We start from the raw sequence: 22,058 nt of genomic DNA on the forward strand, positions 1-22,058 counted from the left end.
AGCTTAGAAATTATCTTTAGCAATCCAAAGGTCTATCAATTCGCCGGTTTTTACCTGCCTGGACGCCGGAGGAGATTGCCTCAGAACTTGACCTGCACTTACCGAATCAGTGTCAATGTAGTATTTATTACCCACTCTTAGGCTTGAACCTAAAATCATGAATTCAGCATCAACTTCCTCCATGCCTTTTAGGTTAGGCACAGCAAGAATCTGATTGCCCAGCCCATCACCCACTACCAGATCCACCCGTGCTCCTTTGGGAATTTCAAAGCCTTCAGGGACATTCACTCCCCGGTATTTTTGCTCCAGCACCACATTTATACCGATATCCGGCACATACACTATATCGCCCCGCTCAAGACCCATATTTGCCAAAATCTCCTGTACATTCTTTAAAGGAGTGTTGACCAAATTTGGCATTTTGAGCATCGGGGGATTTTTGGCATTCAACGTAAGATAGACGGTTTTACCCGTTTTTACCTGAGCATTTGCCTGCGGGATTTGCTTCAATATAGCAAAGGTCTTAAGATCAGTATTGAATCCTGAGTCAAGCGACACGTCGTATTGAAGTCCTGCACGGTCCAGAATATCCACACCCTCATCGAAGGTATAGCCTGATAAATCAGGGACTGATACCGATTCGCCATGATTGGTGTACATGGGAAGGTACATTTTCAAAAAAAGGAAGCCCAGTAAAACTGAAATCCCTACAATCACTAGGAGGTTAATTAATATCTTTTTCAAAAGGGAGTGCTGAATGAAATACCTGAGAAATTTTAATAGTTAAAGATAAGAGGGAAATTCAATCCTTACAAAGAAGGACTACCCTAAAACCGGGGAAATCCATAGGCAAAAAATAAGCCGAAGAGTTTTTTCTCGGCTTATTTGACTAATTAATAATCAGCTTTTTGGTATCCCGAATGGTATTGCCGGTTATTTTTATGATAAATACACCCTTGGAGAATAATTGTGTGCTAAAAGTATAAGTCTGGTTAAGTGTGTTTGGATATTCGATTTCCTGAATAACGGCTCCGGTACCGGAAATGATTTGAATAGTTACATCTTCGTGATTAGCCAAATTGAAAGCGATATTAAATACTTCCCGTGCAGGGTTGGGGTAGAGCAAAGAAATTCCCACAGCCGGTAGTACAGGCTCCGGATTTGCATTCAAAAACAATTCTACATTATCCAGATAAATAGGAGCGTCTGATTCTTCTCCATTTTTCACCACAAAAGCGAGCCTTACATGGGTTTTGCCTGCACCGGCAAACTCACTTAAATTGACGAATTTACGGTGATAATCTCCGGCACTGTTGGGATTGGATTCCCCTGTAGCCACGGTAGACAGTTCATCACCTCTCGCATTCCATACTTCAGTGTACACATTTCCTCCGTCTGTACTGGCCAATACACTCAGCGTAGTGGTGGAGCTAACCCGGCCTGCTGCCAAATCAAAGAAAACACTGGCTTGGCTGCTTACTGATAGGTCAAAAACAGGAGTCCCCAACCAATAACTTTGACCGCTCTCACTAGAGGTAAGCATGGCGACATTATTTGGACCTTGCCCGGAGGAAATTGAAGAGACAAACCAAGGCTGAGCATCTGACTCAGGACTTATCGTCTGCCAGGGGGCAAGTGCCCCGGAGCTATTGAAATTTTGCCTCCAGGGGGCAGGGATAGTGCCGGCATCTTCTATCACGTACCTGGTAAGGCTATCAGAATTATTTCCATTCTGATCAAAATTCGGTAATGAACTCACAAACTTGAGCTCGTTTTTCCCTTCTGAAGTAGCGTTTGGGGTGCCGATGTTAAAGCTTTCTCCTGGCTGGATTACACTGCCACTTGCTAGATAGGTCTGTGTAGCGGCATTATTTGTCCGTGTTGTAAACTGGAAGCTGGAGATAGGAAGATTACCTGTGTTGGTTAACGTCGTACTGTCAGTTTCACTTGTACCATCCGCAATTGGAGTTGGTGAAAGAATCTCATCTATACGCAGATCATATTTATACTCTTCATTGGGAAGAATCCGGATGTTTTTGATGTAAATATTATTTCCGTAAGCATTCTCCGAAATAAATGCCAAACGCACTAATCCAAGATCAGAAAACTTGGCTAGATTCACCAATTCCGTCCTGAACTGATTGTTGTTTGTAGGAATAAATTCATCCAATGTGGCTGAGGATGTTTCTAATCGCTGGCCATTCTTGTTATAAGGAGCATTTGCCAGATCAAACGTATTTCCGCAGTCCTGAGACACGGCTACTGTTAAATTATCCGAATACCCGACTTGATTATATGGTGCATGAGCCACTTCAAACACAAGTTGGGCGTTTGGATACTTGGACAAATCAATAATAGGAGAGATGTAATAGTCTAGCTGTCCCGGTGATTCATAGTCGAAGTGACGGATATAAACTACCTCCTGTGTATTGCCTGAAACCGTTAGGTTTCTCTTTTCCCAAGTCACCAAATTATCAGGATTTACTACTGTCCAAGGTGAAGGGAAGGTGTTGAGGTCGGTAGTGTAAGGCAACTCTACTGCCTGCTGCAGAACAGGAGTAATGGTTCGTGTGTTATTGGCGGTGTTGGTGTCCGGTAGATCATTTGCCTGCGTGACAGTAAATTCTACTGTGTTGTCATTTGGTAGCAGGGTAAACCCATTAAAATTCACCACAATACTTTGTCCCGTCTCTAGGCTAAACGTAAACCTTTTGGATTCCAGCAATGCTCCATTTCTCCTCAGTTCTACTCTTCCGGAGTTTAGGGTGTTTTTCCCTGCATTTAATAACTCTAGGGAAGGGTTTATCAAAGGATCACATTCAAAATCTCCCGGCTCAATCACTCTGGCTATGGCCAAATCATTGTCGACAAGAACCGGTTCCACAGTAGCTCTGTTGTTGATCAAAGTTACTCTTCTGGGACTGTTGGCAAGCACTACTTCAAATCGCTCTATTTGACCTCTGGTAAACAAATTCATACAGGCATCCGGAGTATAGTCCATGAAGTTTTGGATCATATCATTCGAATCGCAGCTAAAGCGGGTTCGATTGGGACTACAGGAATTGTTGGATCCATCTTGCAGTGGGGTATCCGCTACGAAATCATCCACCCCACATCCACCATCGCCCCATATATGCCTTAAGCCAAAAAAATGGCCTACTTCATGGGTGGCTGTTCTGCCCCTTGAGGATGATACGGCACTTCCTCCAATACCAAAATATCTATAGTCGATTACAACTCCGTCTGTGATGGATGAGGAGGGTGAAGTACTTAGTCCCGGCAAATCAGAGACGGGGAACGATGCATAGCCTATGTAGGGACTTACCAAAGCCGTCACATACATATTCATATACTCGTTTGGATCCCATTGAATCAGCTGGCCGATGATGGAAGCATCATTATTAGGGTCATAAGAGGATTTTGTGCCTACTGTGCGGGTAATGCCATCAGTAGGGAGTCCCGATGGGTCTTGTTTGGCAAGAACAAACTCTATGTTTAACTGACCGGCGACAGACAGGAATTCCGCGGGGGTATTGGCAGCATCGGCATTTAACCGCTGGAAATCTTCATTTAAGATTCTGATCTGTTCCTGAATTTGTGATACAGGGATATTTATCCCTTGTCCTACTTGATCTCCGGTATGGATCACATGAACCACTATGGGGATCAGTATGGGGTCATCGTGAGTTCTTGAGAGGATTTGGGGTAGGAGGCTTTTGGTTTCAATTTTATCAGTTATCCAGTTTTCAAAAAATGGCTTTGAGCCAAAAACGCCCAATTCTTTTTCCATTTTTTGCTCCAAAATCACATGCCCGCATTGTTCCCTATGCGTATGGGAATTGGACTGATTTAGCTGATTTGTGAGGCCAAAGGTCTGAGTTTGCTGAGCAAAGCCTGATGATACTGCAAAAAATGCCCCCAGTAGGAGCATACTGGCTTTGTCAAAAACCCGAAAACCTTTTTTCATTCAAATCCGGATTAAGCGACAGTAAGGTTTACAGCTTCCACACGCTTGATTTCAGGAATTGCCCTTTTGATGGCTTCTTCCACCCCTGCCTTTAGCGTCATAGTCGACATAGGACATGATCCACATGAGCCAAGCAATTCCAGTCTCAAAACCATGTCGTCGGTAAGCTCTACTATCCTTACATTTCCTCCATCTGCTTCCAGATATGGACGAATCGTGTCAAGTGCAAATTCTATTTGTTCTCTTAGTTCTGGTTGCATAATGTTAAGCTTTAATTTCTACCACCTCAGTTTTAGTTTGAGAGGCATTTCTTATGGCAATTTGTCTAGCTATTTCTTCCGCTAGATTCATATAGGATTCTTGGGTTATTCCATTTTTCAATACAGCAGGGTAGCCCGAATCCCCACTTTCCCTAATGCTTTGTACAATTGGTATTTCTCCCAAAAACGGCACATCGTATTTTTCAGCCAGTCTTTTACCACCCTCTCTTCCAAATATATAATACTTATTATCAGGCAATTCTTCGGGTGTAAAATAAGCCATATTTTCAATAACACCTAAGATGGGTACGTTAATTTGTGGCTGTCTAAACATCGACAATCCCTTGTTGGCATCCGCCAAAGCGACTTTCTGCGGAGTAGTCACGATCACGGCTCCGGTCACCGGCACAGTCTGTACCATAGTAAGGTGAATATCCGAAGTCCCGGGAGGCAAATCGATCAACAGATAATCCAACTCTCCCCATTCTACATCAGAAATGAACTGCTTCAGCGCAGAGCTGGCCATGGGGCCTCTCCAAACCACCGCACTGTCTACAGGAGTCAGAAATCCAATGGACATCAGCTTCACTCCATACTGCTCTATAGGGATAATGATATTTTTATCACCAACCTTCTTTACGGAAGGTTGCTCAGCTTCTACATTGAACATGGTAGGGATCGATGGTCCCGAAATATCGGCATCGATCAGACCCACTTTTGCTCCGGATTTTGCCAAAGAAACTGCCAGATTCACTGCTGTGGTGGATTTACCTACGCCGCCCTTGCCGGAAGCTATGGCAATGATGTTTTTTACATGAGGCAGAACAGGTGCAGCTTCTCTTACTGTAGTGACTTGGGATGTCATGAATAGATCCCATTCCGGATCATTTCCAAAGTCTTCTTCCAAGGCTTCCAGACAATTGTTTTTGATGACTTCTTTCAGCGGGCAAGCCGGAGTAGTGAGCACAACGTTGAAACTGACTTTATTGCCGTTGATTTCAATTTTCTGTATCATTCCCAAAGTCACCAAATCCTTTTTTAGATCAGGATCTTGTACCCGGGAAAGTGTTTTCAGGATATTATCCTTAGTTAACTGCATGAGGTGAATGTTGTAATTTTTCGCAATTTAGAGCTTAATGACTTCTAAATAAAGAATGAAAGCAAAATGTATTCTACCTGTGAACTGGGAGAAACTGTAGAAAGTTCTCATTTTATAGATTGAGCGATTAACTTTGCTCCATTCATTTTCCTATGGGCATCAGCAAACTTACTACGGACAAGGTCAAAGAACGCATGGACATCGAAGAGGTGATCGGTGACTACTTGCCTATGAAGAAGAAAGGCCAGAATCTCTGGGCCAACTGCCCGTTTCATGGTGAAAAAACTCCTTCATTTTCGATTTCCCCAGCCAAGCAGATCTATAAATGCTTTGGCTGTGGCAAAGCCGGAGATCCCATTCAGTTTGTGATGGACATTGAAGGCATAGGTTTTCAGGAAGCAATCAAGCATATCGCTGGTAGGTATGGGATCGAAGTAGAAGAGGACGAAACCCGTACACCTGAGCAGAACGAAGCTCAAAACGAGCGGGAAAGTTTACTGATTTCCTTGGGATTTGCCAGAGATTTTTTTGTGAAGAATCTTCAAACTCCCGAAGGAAAATCAATCGGTCTGAGTTACTTCAAAGAACGGGGATTTACTCCCGCCATCATCGAAAAGTTTGATTTGGGCTATGCGCTGGAAGGTTGGGATAATCTGCTGAAAGCTGCCAAATCAGCCGGGTTCAGTGAGGAAATTCTATTGAAGGCGGGCTTGATCCTGCAGAAGGAAGGTGACGCGTCCAGAGTTTACGACCGATTCAGAAACCGGGTGATTTTTACCATCCACAACATCAGCGGGAAGCCACTGGGATTTGGTGCCCGGATTCTCACCAAAGATAAAAACCAGCCTAAGTACATCAACTCCCCGGAGACTCCTGTGTATCACAAAAGTGATGTGCTCTACGGGATGTTTCAGGCAAAAAAAGCAATCAGAGAAAAAGACAATTGCTATCTGGTAGAAGGATATACCGATGTGGTGAGTCTGCATCTGTCAGGAATTGAGAATGTGGTTGCTTCTTCAGGAACCTCACTTACCGAGGGACAAATCAAATTGATCAAACGGTTTACCGATCAGGTGACAGTACTTTACGATGGGGATGCTGCCGGTATCAAGGCTTCCCTCCGTGGTATTGACCTGCTACTGGAAGGCGGTTTGAATGTGAAAGCTGTGGTTTTTCCGGACGGAGAGGATCCGGACAGTTATTCGAGGAAAGTTGGTTCACAGGCATTTCAGGATTATTTGGAGAATAATAGCCGTGATTTCATCGGCTTCAAAATTGGCTTGTACAAAGAGGAGTTTACCAAGAACCCAATCCGAAAAGCCGAAGTGATCCGTGAGGTAGTCCAAAGTATAGGGAAGATTCCGGATCCTATAATTCGCTCAGTATACGCCAAGGAAGCTTCGGGACTTCTAAGCATCGAAGAGGACATTATCCATGCTGAGCTGAATAAACTGCTTCTGAAGGGACAGAAGGAAAAATCCAATAATCATAAGGATGATCTTTTTGCCGAGCAGGCAATGGAGGAACTGATTCCTGATGAAACGGCCACTTCTTTTTCCGAAATTCTGAGAATTCAAGAGCGGGAAATGATTAGGATTTTAGTGAATTATGGCTGGCAAAAATTGGGTGATGAAGAAACGCACTTGTGCCAGTACCTGCTTTCGGAGACCGAAGATCTGGAGTTTACTACACCTATCTACACTAAAATTTTGGATCTCTATCGCAATAGTTTGGTTCAAGGCGAAATCCCCACTGCTGAGTTTTTTATAGGACTGGGTGATCAAGCAGTGCAAAAAGAGGTGATAGATCTAGTCACTGTCCGTCATGAAGTATCCCATCACTGGGCAGATACACATCAGATTATCATCAATACTGAATCTGACGATCTTACGATGACAGGCTTTAAATCCATTTTGAGATTGAAGCGTAAAATGGTACAGAAACTGATGGAAGAGGCCAAGGAGAAAATAAAAAATGCAGAGTCTGAGCACCTGGATGATGACAAAGTCCATGAGTTTCAGGTGATCTACTTTGAGCTGAAGAAAGTCCAGCTTGAGATTGACAGGGAGTTGGGTATTGTGATCGGGTAATACCAAACTTTATTTGGCTACAATCTGTTTAAGATTTGAAAGCGTGTAAATTTGCCTTTCTAACTAGTAATTCAAACACAAATTTCGTGGAAAAATACATTCTGGATCCCATTGAAGATGCAATAGCAGCAATCAAAAATGGAGAAGTGATCATCGTAGTAGATGATGAGGACAGAGAAAATGAAGGCGATTTCATATGTGCAGCAGAGACTGTCACTCCTGAGATCATCAATTTTATGGCTACTCACGGACGTGGGCTGATTTGTGCGCCTTTGATAGAGGATCGCTGCGAAAAGCTTGGCCTGGAGCTGATGGTTGGCAATAATACTGCCGCCTTCGAAACACCATTTACCGTGTCTGTAGATCTAATCGGACATGGGTGTACTACCGGGATTTCCACTGCAGATCGTGCCAAAACTATCAAAGCGCTGGTAGATGACTCTATAGACCCAAGTGAATTGGGCAAGCCCGGCCATATTTTTCCACTCAAAGCCAAGAGAGGTGGAGTTCTGAGAAGAGCCGGACATACTGAAGCTGCCATTGATTTGGCCCGATTGGCAGGATATTCTCCAGCCGGAGTTCTGGTGGAAATCATGAATGAAGATGGGACTATGGCCCGCCTTCCTGATCTTGTGGAAGTTGCCAAAAAATTCAATCTGAAGTTGATTTCGATTAAGGATTTGATCGCTTACCGGCTCAAGCATGAATCCCTTATCCAGCGTGAAATCGGAGTGGATTTACCGACAGATTTTGGTGATTTCGAATTGATAGCTTTTCGCCAGACCAATACCCAAGAGCTTCATCTTGCACTGATCAAAGGCAAATGGGAAAAAGACGAGCCTATCTTAGTCCGTGTGCATTCTTCCTGTATGACGGGAGATATCTTCGGCTCCTGCAGATGTGACTGCGGCCCTCAGCTACACGCTGCGATGCGGATGGTGCAGAATGAAGGCAAGGGGGTAATACTCTATATGAATCAAGAAGGAAGAGGCATAGGCCTTATCAATAAGTTGAAAGCCTATAAGCTACAGGAAGAAGGTATGGATACCGTACAGGCAAATCTTGCACTGGGACTTCCTTCGGACAGTAGAGACTATGGGGTAGGAGCTCAGATTTTAAGAGATTTGGAAGTGAGCAAATTGCGTCTGATTTCAAATAACCCGCAGAAGCGTGTTGGTTTGCTGGGCTATGGGCTGGAGATAGTAGAGCAAGTTCCCATAGAAATAGTGCCAAATGTGCACAATGAAAAATATCTGCAAACCAAAAGAGATAAGATGGGACACAATATTTTGAAATAAAATCCTGTTCTTAACCTGATATAGGACAATAAAACCGGAGAGAGTTTCAACCTGAGGATATTTTATTGCGTAATTAAGGCTATGATGAAAACCATGAAAAAAGCACTCTTATTACTTGGCTTCTTGTTTCTGGGCATAACTGTTTTATTTGCGCAGAATCAATTCCCTTCGCAGGTTTGGCATAAGGGTAACATCTATACTACCGATGGACAGGTGTATGGAGGGAAAATCAAATACGACCTTGAGAATAATGTGGTCCAGCTTCAAGACCAGACAGTGGATACATTTACTGCTACCAACGTCACCTATTTTGAGTTCTTTGATGAGATATACGGTGGCGTACGCAAGTTTTTTAGTTTGCCTTATTCCCAAGACAGCGATTACGCCACACCGATCTTCTTTGAGGTACTGACTGAAGGAGAAGATCTTGCATTGCTGTGTAGAGAATATGTAGCTACCGACTCCCGGGGAATGGGAGGGTATGGTATGATGGGAGGCTATGGAATGAATCCTTTTTATGGCCCATCTATGATGGGACAAAGACTTGCTTTTAAATTTTACTTTTTGAAAAATGGTAAGATTGAACAATACAGCATGAAGAAAAAAGACCTTTTTGAGATGCTTCCCGGCCATGATGAACAAATTTCTCTATTCATGAGAAAGAATCGCTTGGATTATGACAAGAGGGGGGATCTTCTTCGAATTACAGCTTACTATAACGAATTGAATCAAAATTAAATGTCTAAACCTTTAATTCTCGTCTCAAATGACGATGGAATCACCTCTAAAGGAATCCGTGTGCTCGTATCTGTAATGAAGAAACTGGGAGATGTAGTGGTGGTGGCACCGGACAGCCCTCAGTCTGGCATGGGACATGCCATTACTATAGGGGAGACACTCCGTCTGGATGAGGAAGATACGTTCGAAGACGTTAAAGCATATAAATCAAGTGGAACTCCCGCTGATTGTGTGAAACTGGCAAAACATTATGTGATGAAGGACAAAAGTCCCGATTTGATCGTAAGTGGAATCAACCACGGTTCCAACACTTCAATTTCGGTGCTGTACTCAGGTACTATGTCTGCGGCCATAGAAGGAGCTTTGGAAGGATATCCTTCCATTGGATTTAGCCTTTGTGATTTTTCTTCTAATGCTGATTTTTCGCATGTGGAGGAATGGGTGGAGAAAATAGCCCGGCAGGTCTTGCAAAAAGGGATGCCTAAAGGCGTTGCTCTAAATGTAAATTTTCCTCCCAAACAAAATGAAAGTATCAGAGGGGTGAAAATCTGCCGCCAAGCAGAAGCCAAATGGCAGGAAGAATTTGATGAGCGCTTTGATCCCAACGGGCGGAAATATTTTTGGCTGGCAGGAAATTTCGTGAATTTTGATAAAGGAGAAGATAATGACGAATGGGCAATTGCAAACAACTATATTTCGATAGTTCCCTGTCAATATGATTTGACTGCACACCATGCGATCGCTCAAATGAACAAAAATTGGGACTGGGAGGAGTTTAAAAAGTAGATTTTGGAGGGTGTCTATTTTTTACTTGTGATTTAAGGAGTTAAATTATTTTCATAATTCATTAATAGTAAAAATCGTTTGAGTCCGAAATTACTTAGTGTACTTTTTTTTTTCTTAGGCACAACGGGATTATTTGCCCAAATCCCGAATATTGATAGCCTTAAAAACGTGCTGCCTAATGCTAGGGGAGGGAGTAGATTGACTGTTCTCAATGAGTTGTCTTCCTACCTTCGGGAAATTGAGCAGGAAGAAGCGTTTAATTATGCAGTAGAGGCCGAGCAGCTGGCAAAATCTCTCAATAATAAGTCTGCAGAAGCCAAAGCCAAAGAAAATATAGGCTGGATCTATTACCGTAAAGGTCAGTGGCAGAAGAGCTTTGATTACTCCAAGAGTGCATATGATCTGGCAATAGCAGGGGAGAATTTGCAGGAGGCTGCACGAGTGCTGAACAACCTGGGGGCTTTGTACTATGAGCAGCATAATTACACTTTTGCTATTATTCAGTTTAAAAAGGCCTATGAGATCAGCAACAAAGCAAGTGATCTCTATACCATGATAAGGAGCCTAAATAATGTTGCCTTCAATTTTCTTTATCTGGATGAATATGATTCTGCTATGTATTATGCATCTAGGGCTATTGATATAAATATCCGTGCAGGCTCACCCTATATGCTGTCATTTTCCAATCGCGTCATCGGTGATGTTTACCTAAAAAGAAATCAACTTGATTCTGCGGAGCATGTCTTTGAAAAAGCTCTGAAAAATGGAGAAGCCCGTGGCCTTACCGCCTTTAACGCCAGTGTTCTCCATAGGCTTGGCAATACATATCTTTTAAACGGGAAGCCAGATAAGGCAAAAAAAGTATTACTAGAGGGAGTAGAGCTGTCTAGGCAACACAGCTTTCTGGACGAGCTTTCAAAAAGCCATAAATATTTAGCGGATTATTATAAGCAGACCGGGAATTATAAAGAAGCTTTCGAACAGCAATCCCACTATGTGGCCTTAAATGATTCTTTGGTGAACAGAGCAGCAAGGGATAGACTGGCACTGATGCAGGGAATGTTTCAGGATGATTTGGAACAATCAGAGCTAGACTTACTTGTAGCACAGAATGAACATCAGACCACTAGATTGGCTATGAATAGAAGGATAATGATCCTGATAGGAATCGGCTCTATCTTGATTTTTGGACTGATGATTTGGCTGTTTATCCTAAATCGAAACATTAAGAGATATAATACGGGACTGATATTACAAAAACGGAGGATTTACAAGCAAAAGGAAGAACTGGAAGCCAAGTCAAGCCAGCTTCAGGAAATCAATCAAACCAAAAATAAGTTATTTTCTATACTGGGACATGACCTAAGGGGACCTATAGGACAGGTGAAATCTATTGTAGATTTATTGACTTCCGGGTATTTGGATCAGGAAGAATTTGATGGATTGATTCACAGTTTGAAGGAGGACGTAGATTCAGTGTATTTTACACTGAACAATACCTTGAGATGGTCTATGGCTCAGATGGAAGGATTCAAGCTTCACAGAGTTAATTTTAATCTAGATGAGTTAATTAGCTCCACATTAAAGCTGATCAAGCCTCAATTACAGGAGAAGTCACTGAAAATCGTCGATTCGTCTTTACTCACCGACTTAGAGATTTATGCAGATCGGGATTTGATAGAGGTGGTGGTTAGAAATATTTTGAACAACGCCGTGAAATTCTCCAAACCGGGAGATGTGATCCAACTTTCGACCAAAGTAGACAATGGACTGATTGTATGGACTGTCAAAGATCAGGGGGTCGGTATGAAGGAAGAGCAGATCAATGCCGTCCTTTCCAGGGGATACGTCATATCCGATTCTACTTTGGGTACAAAAAAAGAGAAAGGGTCAGGGCTGGGGCTTCAGATTTGCAAGGAATTTATCCGGATGAATGGAGGTGACTTGCATATTAAAAGCAAAGAAGGGGGAGGAACGAAAGTCTCTATCAAAATCCCTGCAAGTAAAGTCCTAGAAAGTAATTGATAAGTATTGGGAAGTAAGAAAATTTTCTAAAGGGATTTCTTCAGAGATTATTCCCAACTCTTTCATGGTTTTCATGGAATTCATCAATTGAGCCCGTGAGATTTCCGAATCAATCGCCCATGTAGTCTGTGCAAACCATTCCTTCACATCAGCAGCATCCAGTTCATAATTTTGAGAAATCTCTTTAACTGCCAAATCGCTTGCCTGAAGGTTTTCAGAAGCGTGGTAGACACTGTCTCTTAACTGAAATAGGATCTTACCAAATTCTGCCAACGCCTTGTCTGAAGCAATGATGGCAAAACAAGGCCAGGGACTTGGTACTTCCCCGATCCGCTTCATTTGCCCAGAGTCCACCCAAGGTTTGGTCGTGTACTTTTCCCAGAGAAACATTTCCGGCTTTTCCGCATTCATGGCCTCCAAAGCCCCCGGTAGGTTGTTTACGGTTTTAAATTCCAGTGTTTCAGAATTCCAGCCTTCCCTCTTGGCCAGTACATAACTCATAAGTTGCGATCCGGAGCCCGGCCTGCTGATTAGAAAGGCCGGTTCTTTTATTTCATCCACTGAATTGACCGGAGAATCGCCCGAGATATGGATCCCCCAGTTTAGAGGGGATTTTACATGGAAACCAATCATTTTGGATGGATTTCCGGCTTCAAAATCTTTCAGAAAACTCTCGGTAAGCACAATGGCAATATCGGTATTGTCCTCTCTCAAATCCTTGTTCATCTGTCCGGAACCTCGGGATTCATCTATCCATTGAAGGAGAACTCCATCTTTTTCGAAGGGTTGCGCTGCTACAACTTTTCTCCAAGGGAAATTGAAATGCTCTGGAACGCCGGTGATTCGAAGGGTTTTCATCTGTTTATATTTTGATTTTTAATAGTCAGATGGAATCTCGCATGATTGATAATCATCCCGGTGTGTGACGTTCTGAGTCATGCTCGATTTCATGTGTTTATAATTTGATTTGTAGTGGTCATAACCTGTCCCGTGACGAAGGAAACGGGATCGAATCCCTGCCTGCCTGAGGCAGGATCGATTTTCATTGATCCTGATTTTACTTGATGTAAAGGTAAGAACCGAAAATTAAATAGAAGTTCCACTCAAAGAAATCATCCCGAATTAATCATGGGCTGCTTTTTGGTCTGTAATCAACAGCGTGCTAAGACCGGCCAAGATTAAGAGTGTTCCTGCCAACAGCATGGTATTGATGACCGCCTCGCCGAAAAGTAGTTTATAGAGAAAATTGATTCCCCCCAATGCTGCAATGATCTGGGGAATAACGATAAACATATTAAAAATCCCCATGTAAATCCCCATTTTTAGAGGATTCACCGAACTGGAAAGCATGGCATAAGGCATGGATAGAATACTTGCCCAGGCGATTCCGACTAGCCCAAAGCAGATGTGAAGCATCCACGGCTCGGTAATGAAATAAATCAGGATAAATCCTGTTCCTCCTGCTACTAGACTTGTAAGGTGAAGAAGCTTTCGGTTGATTCTATATCTACTGGAGAATACTGATAAAACTAGCGCTGCAAACATGGACACTAAACCATAGGTGCCTAAATAGTTTCCCACACTATCGGCAGCGTTATTGTAAGCGGCCGAACTGGTGTCAGTGGCTCCAAAGATATGCTCTGTAATCGCCGGCGTAGCAAAACTCCACATGGTGAAGAAAGCAAACCAGGAGAAAAATTGAACCACTCCCAGCTGCCTCATGACTACGGGTATATCCCAAATACTGCTGAAAATTTCTTTTACTCCCTTTAATAATCCCTTGCTTTTTGCTTTCTGAAGCTTAAAATCAGCTATGTCTTCGGGAGGATATTCTTCGGTTTTTAGAATGGTGTATAGAATGGACGAGAATAGTACGAAAGCTCCTATGGCAAAAGCATATTTCACCGAATCAGGAACTACACCTTCCGGGGCCGTATTCGGTACGCCAAGTTGAGTCATTATCCATGGCAGATTTGACGCAACCCAAGTGCCTGTGCCTATAATCAGTGTTTGTACGATAAAGCCATAGGAACGCTGGGAATCGAGAAGTTTGTCAGCCACCAAAGCGCGAAAAGGCTCCATGCTGATATTGATCGAGGCATCAAGAATCCATAGGGCTCCTGCAGCCATCCAAAGTGCAGAAGAATAGGGGGTGAAAAACAGCGCAATGGAACTCAGCAGGGCTCCCACAAAAAAGAATGGCTTTCTTCTGCCAAATCGATTGTGCCAGGTGCGGTCACTCATGTACCCCACTATAGGCTGAATCAATAGTCCTGTCAGAGGAGCCGCTATCCAAAGCATGGGAATGGCGTCTTTGTCAGCACCCAGCGTCTGAAAGATTCTGGACATAAAGCCTCCTTGCAGCGCAAAGCCGAATTGAATTCCCAGCATGCCAAAACTCATGTTCCAGATTTGCCAGAAATCTAACTTCTTTTTAAAGTTGGGCATTTGGGTGATGTAAGGAGTAGTAGATCATGTAGATTAAACTAAATCACAGATTTCGATTTTATGTGACTCGATTTTTAGATCCATGTATTTCAAATTGGGAATGGATAAATGTGGAAAGCGCATATCCGGCAGAGGATCAAAGTCACTCAATTTATCCAAAAACGCAAAACTCTCTTTATTCAAGCTAATTGTTTTTTTGCCCAAAGTAGCACCGTCAGTCGTGAAACCGTGAAGGTATATTCTGAACGTCTCAAAGTCGCTGGGGTAATTCCCCTTCGCTTCGTTGATGGTTAATTTTGACTCGTTCGGGAAGTATCTGAATACACGCTCCAGATACTTGCCCGACTTATACTCCAGACTTTCTCCATCATCTTCATAGTGTATGTATTCACTTGCTTGAGTTCCTTTATACAGATGTATTCGAAGAATTCCATCATTTATTGCACGGGTATGGGCGATGTCGTTTTGCAGGGCGAGAATACTTCCTGCTTTGATGAAAACAGGTAGGTTATTCAAAGGGCAATCCTGGTAAATAACCTGATTTCCATTATAAGTTTGGTCAGTGAAAAAGTAGTACCAATCTCCCTTGGGTAAATAGACTTTCGTAATCTCCTTATAGCTTTCTACCGGCGCTACCATTATAGTATCACAGAATAGGTATTGATTTTGGTATGCAGGAAGGTAAACCAATGGATCTGCGGAATAATCTACAGCCAAGCTAGCAGCGACGGGCAGTCCGGTTTGGCTGCTTAGCCGAAATTTGCTGTAAAGCGTAGGGAGCAATTTGTATCTCAATTTCATATAAGTTCTGGAGATCTCTTCCACTTCCTCGCCAAAAGCCCAAGGTTCGGCATCATTGCTGTTGATCATGGAATGGGCACGAAAAAGTGGCGAGAATGTGCCAATACTCATCCATCGGGCATAAAGCGATTTGGTAGCTTCTCGGGCAAATCCTCCCAGGTCATAACCGGAAAAAGGAATTCCGCTTAATCCAAGACTATTGACTAATCGAACTCCTGCAAGCATATGCTCTTCAGTGGAGACATTGTCCCCTGTCCAGATGGCAGCATAGCGCTGCACACCCGCAAAACCCGATCTCGTCAATACAAATGGACGCTGATTTGGCAGATTGTCGGAAGAGCCTTGTTGTGTGCTTTTTGCCATCTGCATGCCATAAATATTCCGGGCTTTTCTGTGTGATGCGGTATTCCCTTCATAATCAAACTCGATCAAATTGGGAGTGAACTGACCCCAAGAAGCAGGTTCGTTCATATCAGTCCAGAATCCGTCTACTCCGGCCTCTGTGTAAAAAGCCATTTTCTCCATCCACCATGCACGGGTTTTGGGATTGGTGAAGTCCGGAAAAGCGCATGGGCCAGGCCAGACTTGTGCTACGTATTCTTTTCCGTCAGGATAGTTGACAAACAATCCCTGCGATTTTCCCTCATCGTAAGGAATATATCCCGGCTCAGTTTTTATTCCCGGGTCTAAGATTACCACCACTCTAAATCCTTTTTCCTTAAGCTTCGATATCAGGCCCTTAGGATCAGAAAATTTCTCCCCGTCAAAAGTGAATACCTTATAATGCTCCATATGGTGGATATCCAAGTAGATTACATCTGCAGGCATTTCCTTTTCCCGAAACGTATTGGCTAAGGTCAGCACCTCCTTGTCCGGATAATATGAATACCGGCATTGCTGATAGCCTAGAGCCCATTTGGGAGGTATTTCCATAGTTCCTGTCAGCTCGGTATAGCTGCTGATTATCCCGGCGACAGTAGGCTGATGGATAAAATAATAATCCATGTCTCCATCCTCTGCATTGAAATACATAAATCTGTCTGTGGAGGCTCCAAAGTTGAAAATGCTTTTATGTGTGTTGTCAAGGTAGATTCCGTAGGCTTTCCCCTCCTGTAGTCCGATGTAAAATGGAATACTCGCATACAGCGGATCATCGCTGATCCCATAGCCGAAGTAATCTGTATTCCAATTGGTATATGCTCTTCCTGCCCTGTTGAGATTCCCTGTCTTCTCCCCAAGACCAATAAATTTCTCATTGGATTGAAGCTCCTTGTAGCAAGTGACTTCCGTGCCTATCCAGGAAATCCCCAATGAATCATCTTTATTGAGTAGGGTACCACTTACATCATAAAATGAACATACTCCATTTTGGAAGTCAAATTGCAAATGAATCTTTGAAGTTTTGAGGTGGATTGATGTTTCTTTTTCTTCAAGTGTAAACTCAACCGTTTTAGGCTGGGCTATGACCGAGTAGGGATTGGGATCAAAGGTAGAATTCCGCGATGCTTGAACTCTGATAATTCCATCCCGGACCACACTGATTTTGACTTGGGCTATTTTGCTGTAAGCGACAAAGCCACTTTCATTCTCTGCCCAATTTTCTATTTTTCCAATAGAGAGGTATCGTGAAGAAGATGAGTGTTGGAGGGATGATTCTGGGAGGTTGTGGATCATGTATCAATTGCTCTTAAAGGGTAGAAGCGCAACTAATTTAGAACCAAAACCGGATCATAAAAACTTTGGAATTAGCTGAAAGCCAATAAATCGACAGCAGGAAAAGGCAAGATGTGCCTTGGATCGAAAATTTGCCCTATTCAAACGTTTGCAATTTTTGATAGAAAAAAGTGCAACTTTCTTCTAAAATCTTTTTGAGGAATCCCTTTCCATCAGTTTTGTCTCCAGAATCAAGGATTGCTCCATAGTTTTGGGATCAAGTTTTTTCTCGATGATGTCAAGCAAGATCTCCGTGGCTTTGGCTCCCATAGTAAATCCCGGCTGTGATACAGATGAAAGCTGAGGGTCGAGCATTGCGCAGAACTGCCAATCTGAGAAGCCGACAATCCCAACTTCCAACGGGATTTTTAAACCTGCATCCCGACAGGCCATCATTGCTCCGACAGCTCCTATGTCATTGCAGGAAAAAAAAGAGTCGGGTCGCTCCGGAAGAGAATCCAGCAACTCCGCAACCATCTCCCTACTTTCTTCCACGGTTCCCAAGGGACATGAGATAATGTGCGCGGGATTGACGGAGATCCCATTTTTCTCCAATGCAGCTTTATACCCATTTTCCCTGTCTATGCTTATTTTAAGGGTTTTTGGTCCAGCTAGGTGTACGATATTCTTGTAACCCTGACTGATCAGATGTGCCGTAGCATCGTATGCCCCCTGGTAATCATCCACCATGACATTGATCGCATTCGGGATAGCGGGTGCACGGTCAAAAAACACAATGGGGAATCCCTGATCCAGTACCTTTGTAAAGTGATCGAAATCCTTTGTCTCCTTGGAATAACTCACCAAAACTCCATCGATTTGGTTAGAAAGCATGGTCTCTATACTCGATATTTCCCGGCTTAATTTTTCATTGGATTGGGAAAGAATGACATTATACCCTCTGGAATTGGCGATTTCCTCTATGCCGCTAATCACTGTGGAGAAGAAAAAATGAACTACCTCGGGGATGATTACTCCTATGGTAAATGACCTGCTTTTGCGAAGTGACAAGGCAATGGCATTTGGGCGGTAGTTCAATTTTTCGGCTACTTCCTTAACTTTTCGCTTAGTTTCACTATTAATCCCCGGGTAATCTTTCAGTGCTCTGGAGATAGTGGAAACCGAGAGGTTCAACTCGCGTGCGATATCTTTTATAGTAGCTTGACCTAGTTTCATAACTTAAAGTTAGAAGTATAAAAAGTAGTAATGGTTAACCTTGACTTGCCTCCAAGCTATTGATTTTTGGTGGGAATCAAATAAATGTCTTGAAAATGAATTTTTGCATAATTATGTCACACGGTCATGTTTTGTTAGAATAGGAAATGGGAATACTTGCTTATCTAAGCTCAAAAATATTTTCAATTTATTCAATTTTTCTAAATCTTCTGTTTTGGAATCGATTGCACACGGAGAAATACTTTTAAGAAGGATATTTTAGAATTGGATGTGGGGAATTATAAGGAAGGGATTTATATCTTTGGAGCCTGCGTTGGAAAAACGGAGCCTTTTTGGGCTTATAAAATTGAAATAAACAAACCTAATAACACATGAAATCGAGCATGACTCAGGAGTCACACACTGGGATGATTATAATGCATGCGAGATTCCATATGGCCTTTAAAACCAAATTATAATCATATGAAATTTAAACCTGGAGTAAAATACGGTGAAGAACTTCGAGATCTTTATGCTTATGCTAAAGAGAACGAGTTCGCAATGCCTGCAGTAAATGTGATCAACACCAATTCAGTGAATGCAGTACTTGAGACTGCCAAAAAGCTGAATTCTCCCGTGATCATTCAGTTCTCTAATGGCGGAGCACAGTTTTTTGCAGGAAAATCTCTGGCGAACGATAAGCAGCAGGCAAGCATCGCAGGCGGTATCTCAGGTGCGCATCACGTGCATTTGATGGCTGAAGCGTATGGTGTTCCTGTGATTCTGCATACAGATCATGCAGCTAAGAAATTGCTGCCGTGGATTGACGGACTTTTGGATGCGGGGAAGGCTTATTACGCTACGCACAAGAGACCTTTGTATAGCTCCCATATGTTGGATCTGTCCGAAGAGCCATTGGAAGAAAACGTAGAGATTTCTTGTAACTACTTCAAAGAATTCGAAAAGCTGGAAATGGCTATAGAAATCGAATTGGGCGTAACAGGCGGAGAAGAAGATGGTGTAGATAATACCGATATTGATTCTTCCAAACTTTATACTCAGCCTGAGGAAGTAGCTTATGCATACGAGCACTTGAAAGAAATCGGAGATCTGTTTACTATCGCTGCTGCTTTCGGTAATGTACACGGAGTATACAAGCCAGGTAACGTTAGCCTGAAGCCAATCATCTTGAAGAACTCTCAGGACTTCATCAAAGAAAAGCATGGTTTGACAGGTAAGCCGTTGAACTTTGTGTTCCATGGTGGATCAGGATCTACAGTAGAAGAGATCAGAGAAGCAAACAGCTATGGCTCTATCAAGATGAATATTGATACAGATATGCAGTGGGCTTTCTGGGAGGGTATCTTGAATAACTACAAAAAGAACGAAGCGTATCTTCAGACTCAGCTGGGTAATCCGGACGGTGCTGATAGCCCAAATAAAAAATACTACGATCCAAGAAACTGGTTGCGTAAAGGTGAGGAGAATTTCGTGAAGCGTCTTGAGCTTGCTTTTGATATGCTTAATGCGGTAAACAGAAATTAATCCTCATTTCTGAATAATTAAAAAAGTCACCCTTTCAGGTGACTTTTTTAATTATTACAACTTGATTTTTATTAGGTACTCCGATTAGTCGGGGCAGGCGATGGAATCCCTACAAGGTCTTAGGATTTATAATTCTCCCTCCGTTTGACGTTCTTCGTCATGATCAATTTCATCTTGCAGTTCTTTCAATTGGTTGAGGGCTGTTTCATTGCCCGGTTCCAATTCTATAACACGTTTAAATAGTTGTATAGCCAGATCTTTCTGATTATTATCCATAAGGGCCTCACCATAGCTATGAAGCACATTTGGAGAGTAGGGGAACAGCACGGAATTAATCTCAAACGTCAGTAATGCCTCGGGCATCCGATCAGAATATTTGAACACGTAGCCTAGCGTATTTAATTCTTTTTCTTTCCCCACTAGTCTGTAGACATTGTTAAAGTGAGTTTGCACATTTTTATAAACTGAATCCAGAGGCTCTGACTCAAATAATTCAAGAAGGTAGGTAGCAGCTCTGTAATTAGGTTCAGAAGCATATCCTAATGCAATTTGAGCTAAGTCTGTCTCCAGATCATTGACAGGGAACTCGACAATCCTTGCGAACTCTTCACCCTTATTTGTGAAAATGAAGGTAGGAACACGATGGATTAATTTTCCCTTTTCTTCTCCGTTTGGTCCTTGTTTATAAAGTTCCTTGCCATCATAAAGAGCGGTGAATTTCAGCTGGCTCTCCTCAAGACCCAGCTCATTCCAAAGTTTGACAAATTGGGGCACCCAGCGCTTGCTGTCCCCACACCAGGTCCCAATAAGGATTTCAACTTCTGAATTTTCAAATGCATTTTTCCAATCCGTATTTTTCCCGGAAAGGTTAAATAAACGCTCATTCTCAACATACCAAGTTTGAAAGGAGCTATCAGATTTAAGGATTTCCAAGTCAAATTCCCCTGCGAGATGCTTATCCCCTGCAGCATTGAAATAAGTCTTTGAAGTTTGCGCCAAGACAATAGATGAAAGAAATAAAAATAGAGTGGTTAGAAAACAGTTCTTCATGGATTTTATAAAATTGGAATTAAATAAAAACCCAAAATAATGCAAAAAGTCCAAGCTGATGAACTTGGACTTTTATTTTTTTAAATTGTTGGGATATTAAGTAGACAGAATCTTTGCTACACGGAAATCATCCTCATCCACCGATTTATCATCGACAATTGCTTTTTTGATAGGAGTGTAGACTACTTTGTTATTGATCAACCCGGCCATCACGTCATATTTGCCCTGGAGCAGTCCCTCTACAGCCGCCACGCCGAGTTTGGAGGCAAGGAGACGGTCATAGGAGCTAGGTGATCCACCGCGCTGTAAGTGGCCAAGTATAGTTACTTTGATGTCATAGTAGGGAAGGTGCTTTTTCACCAGTGAAGCGATTTCATTTGCTCCACCGCTTTTCCCGCCTTCTGCCACGATCACAATATTTGATGCTTTTTTGGCTTTGGTTCTGATTCTCAACTTATCTACCAGGTGCTCAATCGGCATTTTTTTCTCCGGAATCAAAATAGCCGCTGCAGCACTACCGATTCCTGCATTGATAGCAATGAATCCAGCATCCCTTCCCATTACTTCCACAAAGAAAAGCCTATCGTGGGAAGTGGCTGTGTCACGGATTTTGTCAATTGCCTCGATTGCTGTATTACAAGCGGTGTCAAAACCAATGGTAGAATCTGTACCGGAAAGATCATTGTCAATCGTACCCGGAAGTCCAATAGCAGGAACTCCAAATTCCTTATAGAACAAGTGGGCTCCGGTCAGGGATCCGTCACCTCCGATAACCACCAAAGCATCTATTCCATGGGATTTCAAATTGTTATAGGCGGTTTGACGGCCTTCAGGAGTACGGAATTCAGCGCTTCTAGCAGATTTCAGAAAAGTCCCACCGCGTTCCAAAACATGCGTGATATGCTTGGAATCCAGCTTTTTGATATCATTTTGGATCATACCTTCGTAGCCGCGGTAGATTCCATACATTTCTATGTCGTAATACAATCCTGCCCGTACTACAGCGCGGATTGCGGCGTTCATCCCCGGGGAGTCACCTCCAGAAGTCAAAACGCCGATTTTTTTAATGGTTTTAGGTTCCAT

16 protein-coding genes are annotated in these 22,058 nt (G+C 42.7%); 6 read left to right on the forward strand and 10 right to left on the reverse strand.

The genetic code is table 11. The features are described from left to right. Positions 1 to 3: 3 nt before the first annotated feature. The 4 genes from J2X69_RS09195 to J2X69_RS09210 form a co-directional block, all read right to left on the reverse strand. A complete protein-coding gene (locus J2X69_RS09195) occupies positions 4 to 744 on the reverse strand; it encodes a PASTA domain-containing protein (RefSeq protein WP_310101922.1) in 741 nt (246 codons plus the stop codon). A gap of 145 nt (positions 745 to 889) precedes the next feature. Then, entirely contained in the window at positions 890 to 3,967 is a 3,078-nt protein-coding gene (locus J2X69_RS09200) for a T9SS-dependent choice-of-anchor J family protein (RefSeq protein ID WP_310101927.1), read from the reverse strand. Positions 3,968 to 3,978: 11 nt separating this feature from the next. After that, the gene (locus tag J2X69_RS09205; RefSeq protein WP_310101931.1) at positions 3,979 to 4,227 is read right to left on the reverse strand and encodes a NifU family protein; all 249 of its coding nucleotides are present in this window, start codon (positions 4,225 to 4,227) and stop codon (positions 3,979 to 3,981) included. Positions 4,228 to 4,231: 4 nt separating this feature from the next. Further along, positions 4,232 to 5,326, reverse strand: a complete 1,095-nt coding sequence (locus J2X69_RS09210) for an Mrp/NBP35 family ATP-binding protein (RefSeq protein ID WP_310101935.1) — start codon at positions 5,324 to 5,326, stop codon at positions 4,232 to 4,234. Positions 5,327 to 5,478: 152 nt separating this feature from the next. Here J2X69_RS09210 and dnaG point away from each other — a divergent pair, with 152 nt between their 5' ends. The 5 genes from dnaG to J2X69_RS09235 all read left to right on the forward strand — a co-directional run bounded on the left by dnaG (position 5,479) and on the right by J2X69_RS09235 (position 12,263). Further along, positions 5,479 to 7,416, forward strand: coding sequence for a DNA primase (dnaG, locus tag J2X69_RS09215; RefSeq protein WP_310101939.1), 1,938 nt, complete (start codon positions 5,479 to 5,481; stop codon positions 7,414 to 7,416). A gap of 86 nt (positions 7,417 to 7,502) precedes the next feature. After that, entirely contained in the window at positions 7,503 to 8,714 is a 1,212-nt protein-coding gene (locus tag J2X69_RS09220) for a bifunctional 3,4-dihydroxy-2-butanone-4-phosphate synthase/GTP cyclohydrolase II (RefSeq protein WP_310101942.1), read from the forward strand. 93 nt (positions 8,715 to 8,807) lie between these two features. After that, the gene (locus J2X69_RS09225) at positions 8,808 to 9,452 is read left to right on the forward strand and encodes a hypothetical protein (RefSeq protein WP_310101947.1); all 645 of its coding nucleotides are present in this window, start codon (positions 8,808 to 8,810) and stop codon (positions 9,450 to 9,452) included. Beyond that, entirely contained in the window at positions 9,453 to 10,238 is a 786-nt protein-coding gene (gene surE, locus J2X69_RS09230) for a 5'/3'-nucleotidase SurE (protein WP_310101950.1), read from the forward strand. A gap of 168 nt (positions 10,239 to 10,406) precedes the next feature. Beyond that, positions 10,407 to 12,263: a tetratricopeptide repeat protein gene (locus J2X69_RS09235; RefSeq protein ID WP_310101953.1), complete on the forward strand. Its 1,857-nt coding sequence runs from the start codon at positions 10,407 to 10,409 to the stop codon at positions 12,261 to 12,263. Here the strand turns inward: J2X69_RS09235 and J2X69_RS09240 are convergent. From J2X69_RS09240 to J2X69_RS09255, 4 genes are all read right to left on the reverse strand, one after another. Then, positions 12,249 to 13,121: an ABC transporter substrate-binding protein gene (locus tag J2X69_RS09240; RefSeq protein WP_310101955.1), complete on the reverse strand. Its 873-nt coding sequence runs from the start codon at positions 13,119 to 13,121 to the stop codon at positions 12,249 to 12,251. The two genes, J2X69_RS09235 and J2X69_RS09240, sit on opposite strands and share 15 nt — an antisense overlap. Positions 13,122 to 13,385: 264 nt before the next feature. Then, positions 13,386 to 14,711 carry an MFS transporter gene (locus J2X69_RS09245; RefSeq protein WP_310101957.1) on the reverse strand — a complete coding sequence of 442 codons (1,326 nt, stop codon included), beginning with the start codon at positions 14,709 to 14,711 and terminating at the stop codon, positions 13,386 to 13,388. Positions 14,712 to 14,744: 33 nt separating this feature from the next. Continuing rightward, on the reverse strand, positions 14,745 to 17,186 hold the full coding sequence (locus tag J2X69_RS09250) for a glycoside hydrolase family 31 protein (protein WP_310101960.1): 2,442 nt from the start codon (positions 17,184 to 17,186) through the stop codon (positions 14,745 to 14,747). Positions 17,187 to 17,369: 183 nt separating this feature from the next. Further along, positions 17,370 to 18,401 (reverse strand): LacI family DNA-binding transcriptional regulator, encoded by a 1,032-nt coding sequence (locus J2X69_RS09255; RefSeq protein WP_310101963.1) that lies wholly within the window; start codon positions 18,399 to 18,401, stop codon positions 17,370 to 17,372. Positions 18,402 to 18,863: 462 nt separating this feature from the next. On the opposite strand from J2X69_RS09255, the gene fbaA reads away from it, so the two are divergent. Beyond that, complete coding sequence (gene fbaA, locus J2X69_RS09260; protein WP_283414306.1) at positions 18,864 to 19,925, forward strand: class II fructose-bisphosphate aldolase; 1,062 nt, start codon at positions 18,864 to 18,866, stop codon at positions 19,923 to 19,925. Positions 19,926 to 20,051: 126 nt separating this feature from the next. Here fbaA and J2X69_RS09265 read toward each other — a convergent pair whose 3' ends face one another. After that, a complete protein-coding gene (locus J2X69_RS09265; protein ID WP_310101969.1) occupies positions 20,052 to 20,975 on the reverse strand; it encodes a hypothetical protein in 924 nt (307 codons plus the stop codon). A gap of 96 nt (positions 20,976 to 21,071) precedes the next feature. After that, positions 21,072 to 22,058 (reverse strand): 6-phosphofructokinase, encoded by a 987-nt coding sequence (gene pfkA / locus J2X69_RS09270; protein WP_310101972.1) that lies wholly within the window; start codon positions 22,056 to 22,058, stop codon positions 21,072 to 21,074.

Origin of the sequence: Algoriphagus sp. 4150 (genome assembly GCF_031457395.1) — a bacterium.
GTDB lineage: Bacteria > Bacteroidota > Bacteroidia > Cytophagales > Cyclobacteriaceae > Algoriphagus.